The 16,777-nt window shown below is 46.2% G+C and carries 7 protein-coding genes; 2 read left to right on the top strand and 5 right to left on the bottom strand.

The genetic code is table 11. The annotated features are described in order from the left end of the window. Nucleotides 1–18: 18 nt before the first annotated feature. Nucleotides 19–11,919, bottom strand: coding sequence for a LamG-like jellyroll fold domain-containing protein (locus tag R8G66_21190; GenBank protein MDW3194901.1), 11,901 nt, complete (start codon nucleotides 11,917–11,919; stop codon nucleotides 19–21). A 114-nt stretch (nucleotides 11,920–12,033) separates the two neighbouring features. Between R8G66_21190 and R8G66_21185 the strand changes: the two genes are divergently transcribed. Then, nucleotides 12,034–12,534 carry a cupin domain-containing protein gene (locus R8G66_21185; protein ID MDW3194900.1) on the top strand — a complete coding sequence of 167 codons (501 nt, stop codon included), beginning with the start codon at nucleotides 12,034–12,036 and terminating at the stop codon, nucleotides 12,532–12,534. 62 nt (nucleotides 12,535–12,596) lie between these two features. Further along, nucleotides 12,597–12,980, top strand: coding sequence for a DoxX family protein (locus R8G66_21180; protein ID MDW3194899.1), 384 nt, complete (start codon nucleotides 12,597–12,599; stop codon nucleotides 12,978–12,980). An 84-nt stretch (nucleotides 12,981–13,064) separates the two neighbouring features. Here the strand turns inward: R8G66_21180 and R8G66_21175 are convergent, their stop codons facing one another. The 4 genes from R8G66_21175 to cobA all read right to left on the bottom strand — a co-directional run bounded on the left by R8G66_21175 (nucleotide 13,065) and on the right by cobA (nucleotide 16,777). Beyond that, nucleotides 13,065–14,348: a tyrosinase family protein gene (locus R8G66_21175; protein MDW3194898.1), complete on the bottom strand. Its 1,284-nt coding sequence runs from the start codon at nucleotides 14,346–14,348 to the stop codon at nucleotides 13,065–13,067. A 410-nt stretch (nucleotides 14,349–14,758) separates the two neighbouring features. Then, nucleotides 14,759–15,433, bottom strand: coding sequence for a phosphoadenylyl-sulfate reductase (locus R8G66_21170; protein ID MDW3194897.1), 675 nt, complete (start codon nucleotides 15,431–15,433; stop codon nucleotides 14,759–14,761). After that, nucleotides 15,426–16,022 carry a bifunctional precorrin-2 dehydrogenase/sirohydrochlorin ferrochelatase gene (locus R8G66_21165; GenBank protein ID MDW3194896.1) on the bottom strand — a complete coding sequence of 199 codons (597 nt, stop codon included), beginning with the start codon at nucleotides 16,020–16,022 and terminating at the stop codon, nucleotides 15,426–15,428. Before R8G66_21165 ends, R8G66_21170 begins: the two co-directional genes overlap by 8 nt. Further along, nucleotides 16,019–16,777, bottom strand: coding sequence for a uroporphyrinogen-III C-methyltransferase (cobA, locus tag R8G66_21160; GenBank protein MDW3194895.1), 759 nt, complete (start codon nucleotides 16,775–16,777; stop codon nucleotides 16,019–16,021). The genes R8G66_21165 and cobA overlap by 4 nt, the downstream gene beginning before the upstream one ends.

Raw genomic sequence — 16,777 nt, 5'->3', positions numbered from 1 at the left:
ATTTAATACATGTTCCTTTTATTCATTCACAATCCTCATTCGTACGACTTCACCACTTTGCTCGATTTCCAGGATATAGATCCCGGGAGAAGCTTGCAGGTCTTCGAACTGTACAAAACGATTATCAGAGATCACTGATTCGGAAAGGATGACTTGTCCATTCATACTCGTGAGCTTTACATTAGCAGGTACATCCGCCTCTTTCAACCCAATGTATAATCGATCAGAGAAAGGATTCGGATAAACCACCAGATCATGGGTGATGCGTTCGGTTTCTGCCAATACAATGGGAGAATATTCAAACTCACCATCGAAATCCATTTGCTTCAGTCGATAATAGTTTGAACCTACAAATGGTTCGGTATCCACATACCGATATTCAATGATGTCATCACTGTCTCCATTGCCTGGGATTTCATCAATCGCTGTGAATTCAATGCCATCGGCAGATCGCTCAATCATGAATTTCTCATTGTTGATCTCAGTAGCTGTATGCCAGACCAACTCGATTGCCTCTTCCATTTCCAGGGCGTAGAAATCAAGCAGTGTGACGGGTGTAATCACATCACCACCGCCACCAACGCCGGAGAAACCAGTAATGCCACTGGCAGTTGCCTGATAAATGCCTGAAGAAACTTCGCTAGCACTTACCTGACCCGAACGTTGTACCCATCCTGAACCATCGTTGGTGGACACAAACATGTTGGTTCGGTCAAATCCTGAAGTTTCATCAGCGGTATTCCATTGGATGCTAAGTGTCACGTTGAAGCCACTCCCGGTAGCATTTACATCCCAGGTTTTGTTGATCACTTCAGAGGTGATTGCTGTTCCTGATGTGTTTTCTGTGTAAATACCATCGAAGGTACGAATGGCAAACGTAGCTGTTGAACCCAGGTTGGTGAAGAAAATAGGGGTGTAATTCGTGCTTGTCCCTATTGGATAGGTCACCACACCATTGGAAGATCCTATTTCCATGGAAATGGAACCACCTGAACTATTTTGATTGAGCGTCTGGATGTAACTGGAACTACTCCCTCCTGAGATACTAGCGCCGGAGTTTAACGTGAGGTTAAACCCTTCCAATTGCAAATTGCCGCTGGTCATGGTAAGTGTACCAGTCAGGGTGGTATTGCCACAAAGAACAGGACTTCCACCATTCATTTCCAGATTACTGAAAGTGCCTCCCGAGATCATAGGGTTGCCGGAGGTGAATTGAATTTTACCATCTCCCGTAATCGTACCATTATTGACCAAATTACCAGTAATGGTCAATGTTTGTCCAGCGCCCAAAGTAAGGGTGTTGCCTGAGGTAAGGTTGAAATCATCTACCGTCAGGTTAGCATCTACCGTCAGGTCATGCTGTACATAAAGTGTTTGAGAAGCACCCGGGGCAGCACCCCCGATCCAGGTTCCTCCTGAATTCAGGTTACCAGGTCCATTGGTTTTGAAAGGCTCGCGAGCAGAAGCATCTACCCAATCTGCGTCTTCCATGTTGTTCAAAGTGCCGGTGTTAGTATTAGCTGAGTTATCGTCCAGAGTGGTTCCACTACTTTCATCGAAGGTGTAGTAGGCCACCAGCCCTGATTCATTTCCTGTAAGCGATTCAAACATATTGGCTTGGATCTCTGCCCCGGTGCGGGCAGTATTCCAGATCCTTACTTCATCGATCAACCCATCATAGGGGCCAAATAAATCATCAGTTCGGTATTTTCCGATAAATAAGCCCCTAGAACTGTTCGAAGTAATGGTGCCATCATATGCGGTAGAGGCTATCAGGATACCATCGATATAGATGTTAACATTGGTGCCATCAGCTACCCCGGCGACGTGCGTCCAGGTAGAAGCGGTTGCTGCGGCAGAGGCGGTGACCAGATTATTATCACTTTCATTGATGGTAAAATTGTAATTTCCTGAGTTGATCTCTATCAAGTAGGCGTTGCTGGCATCACCCGAGGTGAAATATCTCGAGACAATACCACGGAAACTAGTGGTAACGTCAGGTCTGATCCATGCCTCTATCGTCAGAGTGGACGAAGATTCTAATGTCGCATTATCTGCAATTGCTACAAATTCATCTACTCCATCAAAATCTAATGCATTTCCTGCACCTTGAAGACTAGTTGCTACGGTCTGATCCGCTACTGTTGCCGTGGAAGCAACCCAGTTGGAAGCTGTTCCACTTAATGCCAGGTTGGTTAATGTGCCACTGTTGCCATTTCCACTGCGATCCGTTAATACATCTACTCCTGTATTGGTGCCACCAGCGATTCCAGTATTGAATTGATAATAAGCGATCAGGTTGGATTCGTTCGCAACATCCAGTTTGCGATTCATGTTGTCCCGGATTTCTTGCTCTGTGCGCTCATCAGACCAAATCCTAATTTCGTCCAAAGCCCCGTCCAGATTTGAAAAAGTATTTGTGACTACACCAAACTGGACGGATGAGGTAGTATTCTCCATGGCCGTATAGCTTCCGGAGCCGCCGGTGCCGTCATTACTCGCGATACCATCTACATATAGGGTAAGTCCATTAGCTGAACCGCTACCATCATAGGTGAATGCCAAATGGTACCATTCTCCTGCGGTGAACAAGCCCGCTGCTGTTTGCTGATACACACTTCCTCCAGCAGACTCATCCCAAAGTGTGACATGGTATTGGCCTCCCGTTCCCGAGCCCATGTACCACTCTCCTGCAGCGAGTCCTCCGCTTTTTTTCGAAATCATGGTGAACTCCGCCGTGTTGTCTATCCTCACCCAGGTCTCAATACTGAAGGGCGAATCAGTTGTTCCGTTTCCGAAAGTAAAAGCATCCGCATCAGCCACATCGATATAATCATTATCAGCATCAAAATCGATGGTATTCCCAGCCCCTGCATCGGTTCGACCTAAAGTGAAATAGTTGTCATCTGTGATTTCTCCCGCATCAACTGTGAATGAGATGGTATTGCCAGAAGGGGAGGAGGATAGTGCTTCCACGATGGAGAAATCTCCTGACGTGCCTGATCTTGAAAGTACGAAATACGTGTAATCGGGATCGGGAACTGCACCCAAATCAAATGTGAAAGTTACGTTTCCATTGGCGGTTCCCACCGCATCATTTTTGTCGAGTTGCCAGGTTTTAGTATACCTCGTGGTGACTTGCGTAGTGGAGGGCACGTCTGCCGTAGTTTCCGTGAAAGCCCCACCGTCATTGTTCCATCTGATGAAATCATTGGAATCTTGCAAGAAGTCTCCGGCATTTTGGGTGCTGGTCAGCGCTAATTCGCCATCGGTAGCCGATAAGTCACCTCCATTAGAAATGATGACACTTGTAGTTATTGCAGTCCTTGTTGATGCGATGTAATTGGAGGAAGTAGTTGAGCCTCCCAGGTTTGCGAAATTGTTCAGGGTACCGCCATTACTATTTGAACTTAGGTCTGGCAAACTGGTGTTACTGTCTCCTATACCTTGATTAAAGCGATAGTATGCGGCCAGATTAGCTTCATCTCCGGTGAGATTGGCGAACATATTGTCCAGAATTTCCTGTTGGGTTCTTGCATCACTCCAAATACGCACTTCATCAAAATTGCCATCCCAGGTAGTTCCATTTGGTCCGGTGTAATTACTCCCTAAACCAAATACAACCCCATTAAAATCGAAATTTGTAGTTTGCGTTTGTTGTTGGACCCCATCCCAATAGGCAGTTGCGCTTCCACCGGAATACACGACAACCAGGTGATGCCATTCTCCTGACCAATCGGCGGATAAATCCACGAGTTTTAACCATGCTGAGCCCGACCAAACAAAAATGTCATAGTCATTGCCATCATTTTGTGGATTAATCCCCAAAGAACCCTGTTGCGTCGTAGCACCAGTTGGTTGTGCATAGATGCGTTGATTAGCCGGTAAGGCATCTGGATTCAGCCACATTTCTACCGTTCCGGTGGTAAGTGTCAAATCTCCCAGATCAATGTAATCATTTGAGCCATCTAAATTCAAGGCATTCCCTACTCCCGCATCCGATCTTCCCAGGGTATAGTAGGAAGCATTGTCGATCGCAGAAGCATCCACTGTAAATTCAACGCTATTGCTATTTGGGTTTATGCCGAGGGCAGGAACAATCGCAAAGTCTCCTGAAGTCCCAGTTCGTTCGAGTAAATAATAGGTGTAGGTCACATCGGGTGTAGCCCCCAGGTCAAAACCTAGTCTCACTGAGCCATTGGACGTTCCTGAAGCATCATTTTTCTTCAGGTTCCAAATGCGATCATACCGAGCGGTAAGCAAGGTTCCGGAAGGAAGGTCAGAAGCTACTTCATTGAAACTTCCATTATCATGTCCAGCCAAAAGAAGGTCATTGTCGTCATTGAGGAAGCTAGCATCGGTTAAGGTTAATTCCCCGGATGTACCAGTGGAGGTATCTGATCCTCCAGATTGGAAGATGGCCTGGTTTTGTGCGAATATGTCCCATCCGGCAGCTGCCCATTCCGTACCAGCCATGTTGGTGAGGGTGCCATTATTACCATTTGAAGTAAGGTCCGGCAGTGTAGTACCGCTGGATTGATCGAACCGATAATAGGCCTGAAGATTAGATTCCGACGGATTTAAGAGCCCCATCATATTTTCAACGATTTCCTCATGTGTTCTTACATCATTCCAGATACGAACTTCATCGATACTACCTTCCCATTCTCCATCATCTGATGTACTCGTGTCGAAATCTCCGATCAGCAATGGCTCGGAATTGGTGTTCGTAAAAGTTCCTGCATCGTTGATGGTACCATATAAAACCCCATCGACGTATAGCCGTTTGTTGGATCCATCGAAAGTTAATGCAACGTGATACCAGGTGCTGGTAGACAAAGTTGGGCTAAACGATAGCGGGACTTGCTGGTCGGTTGAAGCATCTCCTGTGCCAAAGACATAGCCAATATTTCCGGAATTATCGACGAATAGCACAAATGGGTTGTCACTGGTGTAGGATCCATAATTGATGGCCATAATCCGGTTGAAACGACCAGAATTGGTGAAAGAGCTTCCATTTACCCAGGCTTCCACTGTGAAAGTCGAGCTGCTTAAGATCTGACTTCCCAGGTTTACTAAATCATTTGTGCCATCAAATACCAACCCATTCCCAACACCTGGTAGTTGAGCCGTTTGATTCACTGCCCCTAAAGTGGCTGGACCAGCAGTGAAATCGGAAGCATTATTATCGGTATCGGTACCATTTGGAATTCGGGCAATGGCTTCGTCGCTTATCACTGTGGAGGCACCACTTGGGGCTTCACCTGATCCACCCCCCAGTTTCACTTGATCTACAGTGTTACCACTCGCATCTTTCAGCGTAATCTGAACATTATTGTCCATTTGTACCGTTCCAGATCCTGTTGGATTTCCAAGAACAAGGAAATCTCCAGCTTCTGTATTCACGAACGATCCGATACTCGCAGCAATGTAATTGGAGGTAGAAAATGCTCCTCCCGCAGCCAGTGATTGATCAACAATATCTCCGTTACCATCTTCCAGGCTGATGGTCCAACCTGTCAGGTTGATCTCAGATGAGGCGATGTACAATTCTATCCATTCATCCTCATCATCTGCGTCTATGGTCGTGCCTCCAATGGTGCCATCAAACCCGTTCGAACTCCAGTCTTGCTTCGGGTCAGTGACTATCTCATTGATGACGACAGTCCCTGTAGGTGAATTAGTCGTGCCCAGAGTAGGTCGCGTCTGAATGAAGTCTACATTGTCAGTTCCTGTATCAGCAGCATTTGGATATCGTACTACGGCCTCACTGTTAAAAGCGGAATTACCCCCGTCTGGGGCTTCACCACTTCCTCCGCCTAGCTGGACTTGATCGATTGTATTCCCTGAAGCATCTTTCAATATAATTTGCACGTCATTGTTCATGGCGCTAGTACCTGAACCAGGGTTACCTAATACAAGATAATCACCCGCTGAGGTATTGATAAAGGAACCAGAACCGTAATACTGGTTCACGGAAAAAGCGCCTCCGGCGGCAATGCTTTGATCAACAACATCACCCGAACCATCGATCAGGCTGATCGTCCAACCGGTTAAGTTCAGTCCATCGGTACCGATATATAATTCCACCCATTCGTCAATGTTGGAGACGGTACTTCCTCCATCGCTGCCATCAAAGCCACCTGAACTCCAATCCGTGAAAGGATCAGTCACCACTTCATTAATCACTACGGTACCTGATGGCGTACTAGATTCTCCTAATGTAGCCCTGGTCTTTACGAAATCTGTGGCATCAACATCGGTATCCGAACCATTTGGAATTCTTGCTACTGACTCATCTGTAGTTGAACTGGCACTTCCGCTAAAACCAGTTCCTGAACCGGTAGCAATGGTCACCTGATCGATGGTTCCGCCACTACCATCTTTTAGCACGACAGTTAATCCTCCTACCGAGTTCATCATGCCGGAGGAAGGATCACCAAGGATGAGGTAATCTCCGGCTTTGGTGTTGTTGAAAAATCCTCCGGTCAGGGATCGATAATTGGATTGGTTAAAAGCACCGCCGGCAGCAACGCTCCCAGACTCATTAGTACCGTCATTCATTTCAATGGTCCAGTTAGTCAGGTCCAGGTTGTCACTAGCAATGTACAATTCAACCCACTCGTCATCTGAATCTCCGGTTCCTCCCGGACTTGGATTGAAAAAATTACTGGCTCCCCAGTCTTGTTGAGGATCAGTGATCACTTCATTGATCACTACAAATTGAGAGGTCAGTGTGGCGTAATTGGCATTTGCGAAAGAGAAGTACTCGCCATCCGCCAGATCGATAGAAGCACTATAATGTGTGCCATCATCGACCATTTCTACGACTCTTCGGTTCCCGTCGGCAGGGAAGTTCGCATCGGAAGTGTGTGCTACAAGAGAAACGGTTCCTGCTGCCAGTGAATTAGAAAAGCGAATTTCAACACCGCCCACGGTTCCGGTTTCCTGGGCTCGCCATACCCGAGCCATTCGATTGGAGGTGGTAGCATTACTATTGTTGATGTTGCCCGATCCAAAGGTAGTGGCCCCACCATCGTGCCCCCAGATCAACCAGGAATCATCTGCGGAATAAGTAGAAGGAGAAGCATGTGTGCCATTGGCCAATTCGAGGATAGCACCACTGTTGATACTCTCGGATTGTCGTTGACCCAATTCGGAGGCATCGTCTCGTGCGAGTCCGGCAATGTCATCATTGTAAGCAGCATTGATTGTTGCATTCCAAACGGTAGCACCATCAGCAGCAAGGTAGTCTGTAGCAGAAGTTTGATCTAGCGTAATGCCATATTTCAAGGCCAAATAGGAAAAGACTTGTTGTCGCTGCGTGGAAGTCATGGCATCACCGTAGATGATCACTTCTCCCATTTGTCCCAACCAATGAAAAGAATCATTAAATTCTCTTCTACCGATGGTGATAGCTCCTGTTTCAGTAGTTTGCAGCCCAGCTGTTTCTATGTCGGTTGTAAATAGCCCGTTAACGTGCGAGGCAGCAGAAGCTCCACTACTTTGTAAGGTGCCCCCGAAGATACGAGCGATTCCATCCGCATAATCACTCGCCGAGCCAATATCGGAGATGTTGGTCGCATTTGCAGGTATGAACCGATGACCGGCATCCCCGTTGAGGTGCATTTCGTAACGTTCCTGGGTAACTGCTGAAATCAAGAATCGAACATCAGTTTGAGACGTATTCGCAATAAAAAACAACTCATAGTCCGAGTTGTTGAGTCCCATGGTGCCTGCATCATTGGTGAGGGTCAGGAAGTCCGATCCGTCAAAATCAATAGCCGTATTAAAGTTGATGGCATTGGCTGTGCTTGCAGGTTGGGCGGATGCTGTTCCTTGTGTAGCGTGATTACTGTTCCCGGATTGGTCATCCCACTGGCTTGCTGTGAAGTCCGTCCCGGCTTTCAGCCAGAGTTGGAGGTCCGTGCCAAAACCACCTGGTGCTGCACCAGAACCTTGTACAGCAAAATCATAAGCTGCTTCGTTACAATCGTCGGAGTTAATGGTAATGGTGGCCATTCTCGTTCCAGATCCTGCGGAGGTGAAAGTAACGGTAAAAGTTTCACTTCCTGAGGCAGCTATCGTACTTGGAACTCCGCTGACTACAAATTCGCTGGAATTGGTGCCCGTTGAGGTAATGCTGCTGATGTTAAGCGTGGCGGTACCTGTATTTTGGATGGTATAGACAATCGCATTGCTGCTAATGCCAAAATCCGTATCGATGGTTGTGTTGATGGTGGTGCTGCCATCAGCAATATCATTGTTGTTGCCTTGAACATTGATTTCGGGCTGATTGGCAGGAGTCGTTGAGTTGCTCACGTTGTTTCCGGAGCCATCCACCCAGTTGGAAGTAGATCCAGTCAATGCAAAACCGGTCAGGGTTCCATCGTTGTTATTGGAAGTGAGGTCATCAAGGGTGGTTTGCCCGGTATTAGTTCCACCGGCTTCATTTTGATTGAAATTGTAATACAATTCCAGGCCTGTTTCTGATCCGGTTAATTCCACATCTTTCGTTGAGAGAATTTCCGAGCATGTTCTTGCCACACTCCAAATTCTGACTTCATCCATTTGTCCCGCGAAGTAATTAGTTGAACCCGCAGAGCCGATATTTAAAGTTGATGCCGCATTTGATGCCTCACTGACATTCAAACTATTCTCTTCGGTTCCATTCACATACGCTCTAACAGCTGTGCCATCATAGCTAAAGGCTATATGGTACCACGTACCAGAGGTCCAGGTGGTAGTTGTGGTTGTGATATCCTGCTGTGAACCACCAATATCAGTGTGTATACCAATAGACCCATTACCCTGTCTATTAAAAGTAATGTGCGGCCTACCTCCCGTACTATAGTAGAAAAGGTCCTCTCGGGCATCCGCTGAAGTCAAAGTGCTTGTCGGTGAAAATAGAAACTCATAAGTCCAGCTTCCGGTGGAAGCTGCGAAGCCTGAGACAATGATATCATCGTCGGCACCATCAAAATCCAGGGCATGATTCGTATCTCCAACACCCTGCACTGCAAAGTCATAAGCTGCTTCATCGCAATCATCCGAATTGATGTTGATGGTGGCGTTTCGGGTTCCAGTAGCCAGCGGACCAAATGTGACGGTGAAGGTTTCACTGCCTGAAGAAGCGACAGTAGTCGGAGCGCCACTGATTACAAAATCTCCCGCGTTAGTACCTGTTGACGTGATGCTGGATATGTTTAGCGTAGTTGATCCTGTATTTTGAATGGTGTAAACAATGGCATTAGAGGAGGTCTGTGTTCCGAAATCTGTGTTGATAGCGCCATTAATCGCAGTAGAGCCGTCGGCGATATCATTGCTGTTGCCTTGTACGTTGATCTCTGGCTGGTCGGCAGGAGTCGTTGAATTGCTTACATTATTTCCGGAGCCGTCTATCCAGTTGGAGGTTGAGCCGGATAAACTAAACCCTGTGAGGGTTCCATCGTTATTGTTTGATGTCAGGTCATCCAGGGTAGTCTGACCGGTATTAGTGCCTCCTGCATCATTTTGATTGAAATTGTAATAACCTACCAGGCCAGATTCCGAGCCTGTTAACTCTACATCTTTGGTGCTTAAGATCTGTGAACAGGATCTAGTGTTGTTCCATACGCGAACTTCGTCAATATCCCCATCGAAAAAGTCTGCGGTATTCGTGCCATCCGAATAACTACCGCCGATTCGAGTTAAGCCAACTTTAGCCGAACCACCACCTGCACCGTAACTGATTGTGGACGTGCCCTCAGCAGTTCCATCGACGTAGATGATTGCTTCTCCAGTGCTTTGATTGTGCGTAACCGCAACATGGTGCCAATTTCCATCATTGACGGAAGTTGTACTTTCCAATGTATTCCATGAACCTGTGAAATGTGAATACCGGACTTTTCCGTCGTGTACTCCAAAGGAGTTCCAGATGTCATTGGTATGTTCTCCGATAATATTTATCGCAGAATTACCGGCATATCCTGAGGTAGCGTCGGTGCTGGTAGTTCGGATCCATGCTTCGTAGCTAAGCCCGGTAAATAGATTGATTTTAGTTAATGCAACAAAATCATCCGACCCGTCAAAATCCAGGGCGTGATTAGTATCGCCAACACCTTGCACGGCAAAGTCGTAAGCCGCTTCATCGCAATCATCCGAATTGATGTTGATGGTGGCGTTTCGGGTTCCAGTAGCCAGCGGACCAAATGTGACGGTGAAGGTTTCACTGCCTGAAGAAGCGACTGTAGTAGGAGCGCCACTGATCACAAAATCCCCGGCATTGGTACCGGTTGCAGTGATACTGGAAATGGTCAAAGTGGTTGATCCGGTATTTTGAATCGTGTAAACAATAGCATTGGAGGAGGTCTGTGTTCCGAAATCTGTGTTGATAGTGCCATTGATCGCTGTAGATCCATCCGTTATATCATTACTGTTGCCTTGCACATTGATCTCGGGTTGAGCAGCAGGGGTATTTCCAGATACGCTATTTCCAGACCCATCGAGATAGTTGGAAGACGTGCTCGATAAAGCAAAATTGGTCAGGGTTCCATCGCTATTGTTTCCGCTTAGGTCTGGGAGAGTGGTGAGTCCGGAATTGGTTCCTGAGGCGAAACCATGATTAAAATTATAATAAGCAACCAAGCCAGTTTCTGATCCGGTGAGTTCCACGTCTTTGGTAGATAGGATTTCGGAACATGTTCGAGCGTCACTCCATATTCGGACTTCATCGATCAGGCCGTCCGCAAATCTCGCGGAAGAATATCTGGAGTCTTTTCCTAAATGCACTATTGCGCTGCCATTACTTTGAACTCCTGAACTGATACCCGTACCAGATGCTTCTAACGTACCATCGACGTATATCCTTGTAGAGGTGGCATCTGCCACACCGACCACATGATGCCAACCAGTTCCGGCAAAATCTGTAGTAGACGTTGCGGACCTTACATTGCTGCCGTCCCACACGAAAAAAGTAAGTGATCCGTCGGAGGTCCCGATGTTTCCCAGAAGCCAGACATTTGTCCCCGAATTATCACTATTGGCCGTACTTTGCCCCATTACTCCTTCGGCTGATGTAAGGGTTGCAAGGTTGATCCAGGCTTCAACAGATATTTCAGTTCCAAAAGACGTATTCGGTGAGGCTACATTGACAAAATCATTCGTTCCATCAAAATCAAGGGCATGATTTGTGGCCGAAAATCCAGATAAATAATTGGAAGATGAACCAGTAAGCACGAAATTACTCAAGGTCCCTGTATTGGAATTCGTGGATTCGTCAGGCAATGAAGTAAAAGAACCATTGGAACCTCCCGCTGTTCCCTGATTGAAATTGTAATAGGCAATAAGTCCTGATTCCGATCCTGAAAGTTCATGGTTCATATTTAAAGCGAGTTCTTCGTCGGTCCTGACATCATTCCATATTCTAACTTCATCAATAGTGCCATCCAGTGGGGTACCTCCATCTGCTTCGGCACCAATGGCTATATTGATATCATTCTGCGTGCCATTGACACCTGCCGATGAATTGGTTATATCCAGGATTCCATCCACATACATGGTGATTGTAGTTGCGCTGAGATCATAGGTTACGGCTATATGGTGCCAATTTCCATCATTGATTGTTATCGAAGACACGAAACTAAAAGGGGCCTCATTATTGCTCGCCCAAGGCCTTCCACTTGATAATTGCAAACTGAAGGTAGAGTTTCCATCTCCTGCATCCCACTTGCTAACAATCATACCTGTAGTTGCAGTGGTATTCACCCATGCTTCCACCGTATAATCTGTTCGAAATTCGAAGAAATCACTGGTTGTGACTACATCGTTGGAACCATCAAAATCCAGGGCATTGTTTTGTGCTGAAATAGAGAAAGAAATGAAAAGAGTGAATACGACTGTTAAGAAGCCTAGAGCTCTTCTAAAGTTGGCGGAATACATGTATGGCTATTTTAAGAGTGTCTCCCAAAATAGCAATATTTTGCGAAGAAGTAATACAAAAAATGGTTAAGTTCATTTTAAGGAAAGGTGTTAAAAAACGCTATTGATAAGCCTATGAACGCTCAGGAAGTAATTGACTATTTGGAACTTCAACCACTTCCTGTGGAAGGGGGGTATTACCGACAAACCCATCGAGCCGATGAAATCATTGATAAAAAGCATTTTAAAGTGGATTATGACGAAGATAAGGCTATTTACACCGCTATTTATTACTTACTGACTCCCGATACCCAGTCTGCTTTGCATTGGCTTCCAACTGATGAGATTTTTCATTTTTATTTGGGTGATCCGGTTACCATGCTCAATTTATTCGAAACAGGGACATCTGAGTTGATCACATTGGGTCAGGACATACTAAAAGGTCATCAAGTTCAGTACAAGGTCCCAGGGAGAACCTGGCAGGGATCGTACTTACAGGAGGGTGGAAGTTTTGCTCTGATGGGAACAACTATGGCTCCAGGTTTTGATTTTTCTGATTTTAAAGCGGCCGATCAAGAAGCATTGATCACTCAATTTCCGGAACAAGCTGAGTTGATCAGACAATTGTCTGATTAGCGGAGATCATTGGATTGAGGAAAAAAGACTAATTTGAGAGGTACTAACCTATCTAAATCGACATGTCAGATCAAACAATCCCTAAAGTGCTTTTATGGACTTCCTACATTTTGCAAGGAATCATCGTTGTGATGTTTGTTATGGGAGCGGCGATGAATTTGATGGAGAATGAAGAAGCCGTGCAAAATGCCGTAGCCTTTGGTTATATGGAGCACACGGTATTTAAACTGGGAGTGGCACTATTGCTGTCTACCATTTTATATGCCATTCCGAGAACGGCGGTGATTGGCGCGCTTTTTTTAACAGCCTGGCTGGGCGGGGCGGTTGCTACACACGTCATCCATCAGGACCCTGTATTCAATACCGTATTTCCCGCCATTTTCGGGGTGGTGATGTGGCTGGCTTTGTGGCTCCGAGATCCGCGAGTGAGAGGGATGATTAAATAAATAGCGATCAAGTGCAGATAAAAAAAGGCTACCGATTTCGATAGCCTTTCATATGATCAGTGAAGAGCACTTAATAACTAAAGGTTACACTGGCTCGTAAGAATAACCTAACTTCTCTATGTCCAACATAGATGCGTTTGTGATGCCTGTTTTGGTCATTTCAGGAACATCTTTATGCGCAGCATAAGGGGCGATTTCATCATCAGGACCCCAGCCTGCTTGTAGTCCTTCGGCTCCTTGTTTTGGGTAACCATCGGTGCCGCCATTACCTTCCTTGGCTTGCCATTCGGCCCAAATTCGGTCCACATTGGCATGATGAATGAAGAATACCGGATCATTGGCCGAAGTTTGCAGTGCCTGCATGGTCCCTACATAGTAGCGTTTTCCAGTGATCCAGGCTGGCCATGCTTTTTCGTCGCCATCACAGTTGGTGATGGTGGCAGTTTTCGCTCCCGGATAGTATCGGTAAGAACAGCTTTCCCAGGAACCGCCAGTCCACGTATGAACAACGTTGTGAAGGGTCGGGGCACCTCCGGGACCTTTCCATCCGCCCAGATGGTTTCTAAAGCTCTGCGCTCGATCTACGGAAGGGTCAAAGGGTGCTATGTCGTAATTTGGTACTTCCATAGCCGCATTTACTTCAAGACTGGTAGGCAAATCGACAGTTGCTAAAAGCGGCAACTGGCTATTGATATTGGTTTTCTGATTGTTGTCTCCAATGGTACCCGCACGCGTCAGGAATGGGAATGGGCAAAAGTTAAGGTAATCCTCGTCTCCATCAGGAACAGTGATCAAGTTCAATTCATAATCCCCTTTTTTGAATGGCCCAGAGGTAACCGCATAGTCATTGTTAGGGTCCCCTGTTGCTGGCCCCATGAAATCATCTGCGAAAACCGTTGCTACACTGGATGGATCTGTCCAGTCCCAAAAGGGTACTGCAATATCTTTTCCCGTGACTGACCTCAGACCATCTTCCAATAAAAGGACCAGTTTTCTGTGGAATGGCAATAAAGAAGGGCATTTGTGTCCTACACCGAATCCCTGCTGCCTTGCCTGGATTACCGCAAGCTGATGCATGCGTACCAAGCCATCATAATAGCTCAGCAGGTTGTTTTTGAAGAAAGGAGAAGGTACTCTTTTTAGTTCAAGAATGCCATTGGTAAAGTCTGCTTTTTCCTGAGCGGTTAAGCTCGTGACGTTTTTACGGTAACGTGGGCCTTGCGGACCTTGAGCAGATTGTGCAGCTCCCTCTTCATTGGGGCCACACATGGTCATACTTGCGGGTAAGGTGACAGCTGCGGCGCTGCCAATACTGGATTTGAGAAATTGCCGACGACCGTTGGCTTTCTCGATTTTCTGCGTACTCATGATTTAGAATAAGATTGGTTGTATACTTATTCAATATATCAAGAGACGCTTACACGCACCGTGTTTCGTTGGTTGTTTTTAGTTAATTGACCTGTGTTTGTCGTTGAATGAAAGTAAATCCATCCAAATGACAATCAATTACTTAGAAGTCATGAACTTAATGTATTTGTTACAGCGGGATTTGGTGCCCTGGTAAACGACTCTTTTTTCTTCGAATACCTGCCATTCATCAAACATCTTGTTATACTTCAACTGAAAAGGTTGCTCGGTGTTGAGGCCTAAAATTCTCCGGAAAAAATTCATATCCTTTTTTTGGAAGCTAATTTGTTCCAATAGGATTCCAGATGTGTGAATCTTAGATCAACCGACAATTTACTGGTTCAGTCGGCCAAAATTCTCGGTGACTTATTTCAAAGGTGTAGCCCGCATTCCGTCTTTTGTGCATTGAGCCATCTTCCTTCACGTCCTTCTCCTTTCGCAGTACAGTGGTGACAGCCGATAGATCCGTACCCCTGATAGAACAATGAATTTACTGGTAGATCAAATACCTGATGGTACAATCCAACGTCCTCTTGCTTCATGTCGATGATGGGATGGAACTTGATGATATTCCCCGAATCATGAAAAATATTGAGGTGCCTGCGGTTTTCATTTTGAAACCGGAGTACGCCGGAGATCCAGATCTTTTTCCCTTTTTTCAGGCGATTCATGGGTTCGACTTTGTTCACAAAGCAGCAAAGGTCATTGTTGTGATTCCAGGAATTGTTTTCCTGGGTAAAGACATGTTTATTTTTTGAGGGTTTTACGTCGACGATATTGATGCCTAGTTTTTGTTCAATGTTCCGGCGATGCGTTAATGTCTCCTCAAATAAATAGCCTGTATTGATTAGATTGACCGGATGCTCCGGAGCCGCCTTGCTCAATAAGTGAAGCAAAATAGAAGAGGTTGAGCCCAAAGAGGTGGTGACTAGAATTTCTTCAGGGTCAAACTTTTCGAACAGCAATGTCATTCGTTCCTGAAACGTCAAGGGTTCAAACTCCTTGTTGAGCGTATTGAGGTCGATATCCGTTAAAAAATCATTCATCGTCCTTGAGCATTTTAGTAGTGATGTCATTCAGTTTATTGACCTTGAATTCAAAGTCACCTTTGAGTCGGTCCCGAATGGCTTTTAAGTTTTTGAGTAATTGAGGGGTATCATCCGGGAGCACTTCCTCCAGCAATTCCCGAATCCGCTTGGCGAGGGTAGGAGATTGGCCATTGGTGCTGATCCCGATCTTTAACGCACCTTTTTTGACCGTTGACCCTAGATAGAAATCACATAGGTCGGGCGTATCAGCAACATTCACCAACACCTTTTTGATCAGCGCCAAAGCTTTGATTTCTTTGTGTAGTTCTGGCTGATCAGTTGCCAGAATGGCCACTCGAAAGTTGTCCAGATCAGAAGGATCGAAAACACGGAATTCCAGGGTTATTCCTTGATGAGCCTTTGCGAGCTCCTGAATTTCTTCCCGGATCTCCGGGGCCACAATGTGTACCAGTGCCTCTGCATCATTTTTCAACAAGGCCTCCAGTTTTTCCAGACCTACATTTCCACCTCCTACCAGCAGAGTAGGTACTTCCCGTAGTTTCAGGAAGATGGGGAAAAGGTGATTTTGCAGATGCTCCTGACTCATGCTACACGGGTGATTTGGCTTTCTACATCTGACAGGATCTCACCATATCTTACACCAGCGACTTCTCCGAACAACAACAAAGCAGGAGAAGGCACTTTGACATCCTTCAATTCTGTAACGATTTCTCCGACGGTGGATTGGTAGACAAATGCATCCTCCAACGACCCACGACCAATGACGGCTACAGGTAGATCTGCTGGGCGGTGAGTCAGGTAGTGGTCAACGATCTGCTCTAGTTTGTTGAAACCCATGAAGAATACTGTGGTCGCTGCATGTTTTGCCGCTTGCTCTACTTCATTACTCAATGTTCCCTCCGAGGTTGTGGCCGTCACGATGTTGATGCTCTGGTTGACCCCTCTTAAGGTGAGCGGAATCCCATACATGCCCGGAAGATGCAAGCTGCTCACGCCTACCACGGAGTTTACTTCAATACCAAAGGATCGTGCATATTCCAACTCTTCAAAACCCCTGGCGAAAAGAAAGGGATCACCACCTTTCAACCGAACGACGTGCTTGCCTTGCAGGGCATGTTCCACGATCAATTGGTTGATGGTTTGCTGCTTAACACTGGCTTTGCCGGCTCGTTTGCCGACAGGAATGTGCTCAGCCTCCGGTGCATGTTGCAATAATTCAGGATTGACCAGGGCATCGTAAAGTACTACATCTGCCTGTTGAAGGGCATTCACACCTTTGAGTGTGATCAATTCCGGGTCTCCGGGCCCCGCACCGACTAAGGTAAGTTTTGACTGATCCAT

This window comes from Cytophagales bacterium, assembly GCA_033344775.1.
Classification (GTDB): domain Bacteria; phylum Bacteroidota; class Bacteroidia; order Cytophagales; family Cyclobacteriaceae; genus JAWPMT01.
The sequence above is the reverse complement of the archived record's forward strand: the minus strand, read 5'-3'. Positions and strand labels throughout refer to the sequence as shown.

Excerpts from the sequence above, each read along its gene's own strand:
- R8G66_21185 (MDW3194900.1), top strand. The coding sequence starts at position 12,034 with ATGAACGCTCAGGAAGTAATTGACTATTTGGAACTTCAACCACTTCCT.
- cobA (MDW3194895.1), bottom strand. The coding sequence starts at position 16,777 with ATGGATCAGTCAAAACTTACCTTAGTCGGTGCGGGGCCCGGAGACCCG.
- R8G66_21170 (MDW3194897.1), bottom strand. The coding sequence starts at position 15,433 with ATGAATGATTTTTTAACGGATATCGACCTCAATACGCTCAACAAGGAG.
- R8G66_21180 (MDW3194899.1), top strand. The coding sequence starts at position 12,597 with ATGTCAGATCAAACAATCCCTAAAGTGCTTTTATGGACTTCCTACATT.
- R8G66_21190 (MDW3194901.1), bottom strand. The coding sequence starts at position 11,919 with ATGTATTCCGCCAACTTTAGAAGAGCTCTAGGCTTCTTAACAGTCGTA.
- R8G66_21165 (MDW3194896.1), bottom strand. The coding sequence starts at position 16,022 with ATGAGTCAGGAGCATCTGCAAAATCACCTTTTCCCCATCTTCCTGAAA.
- R8G66_21175 (MDW3194898.1), bottom strand. The coding sequence starts at position 14,348 with ATGAGTACGCAGAAAATCGAGAAAGCCAACGGTCGTCGGCAATTTCTC.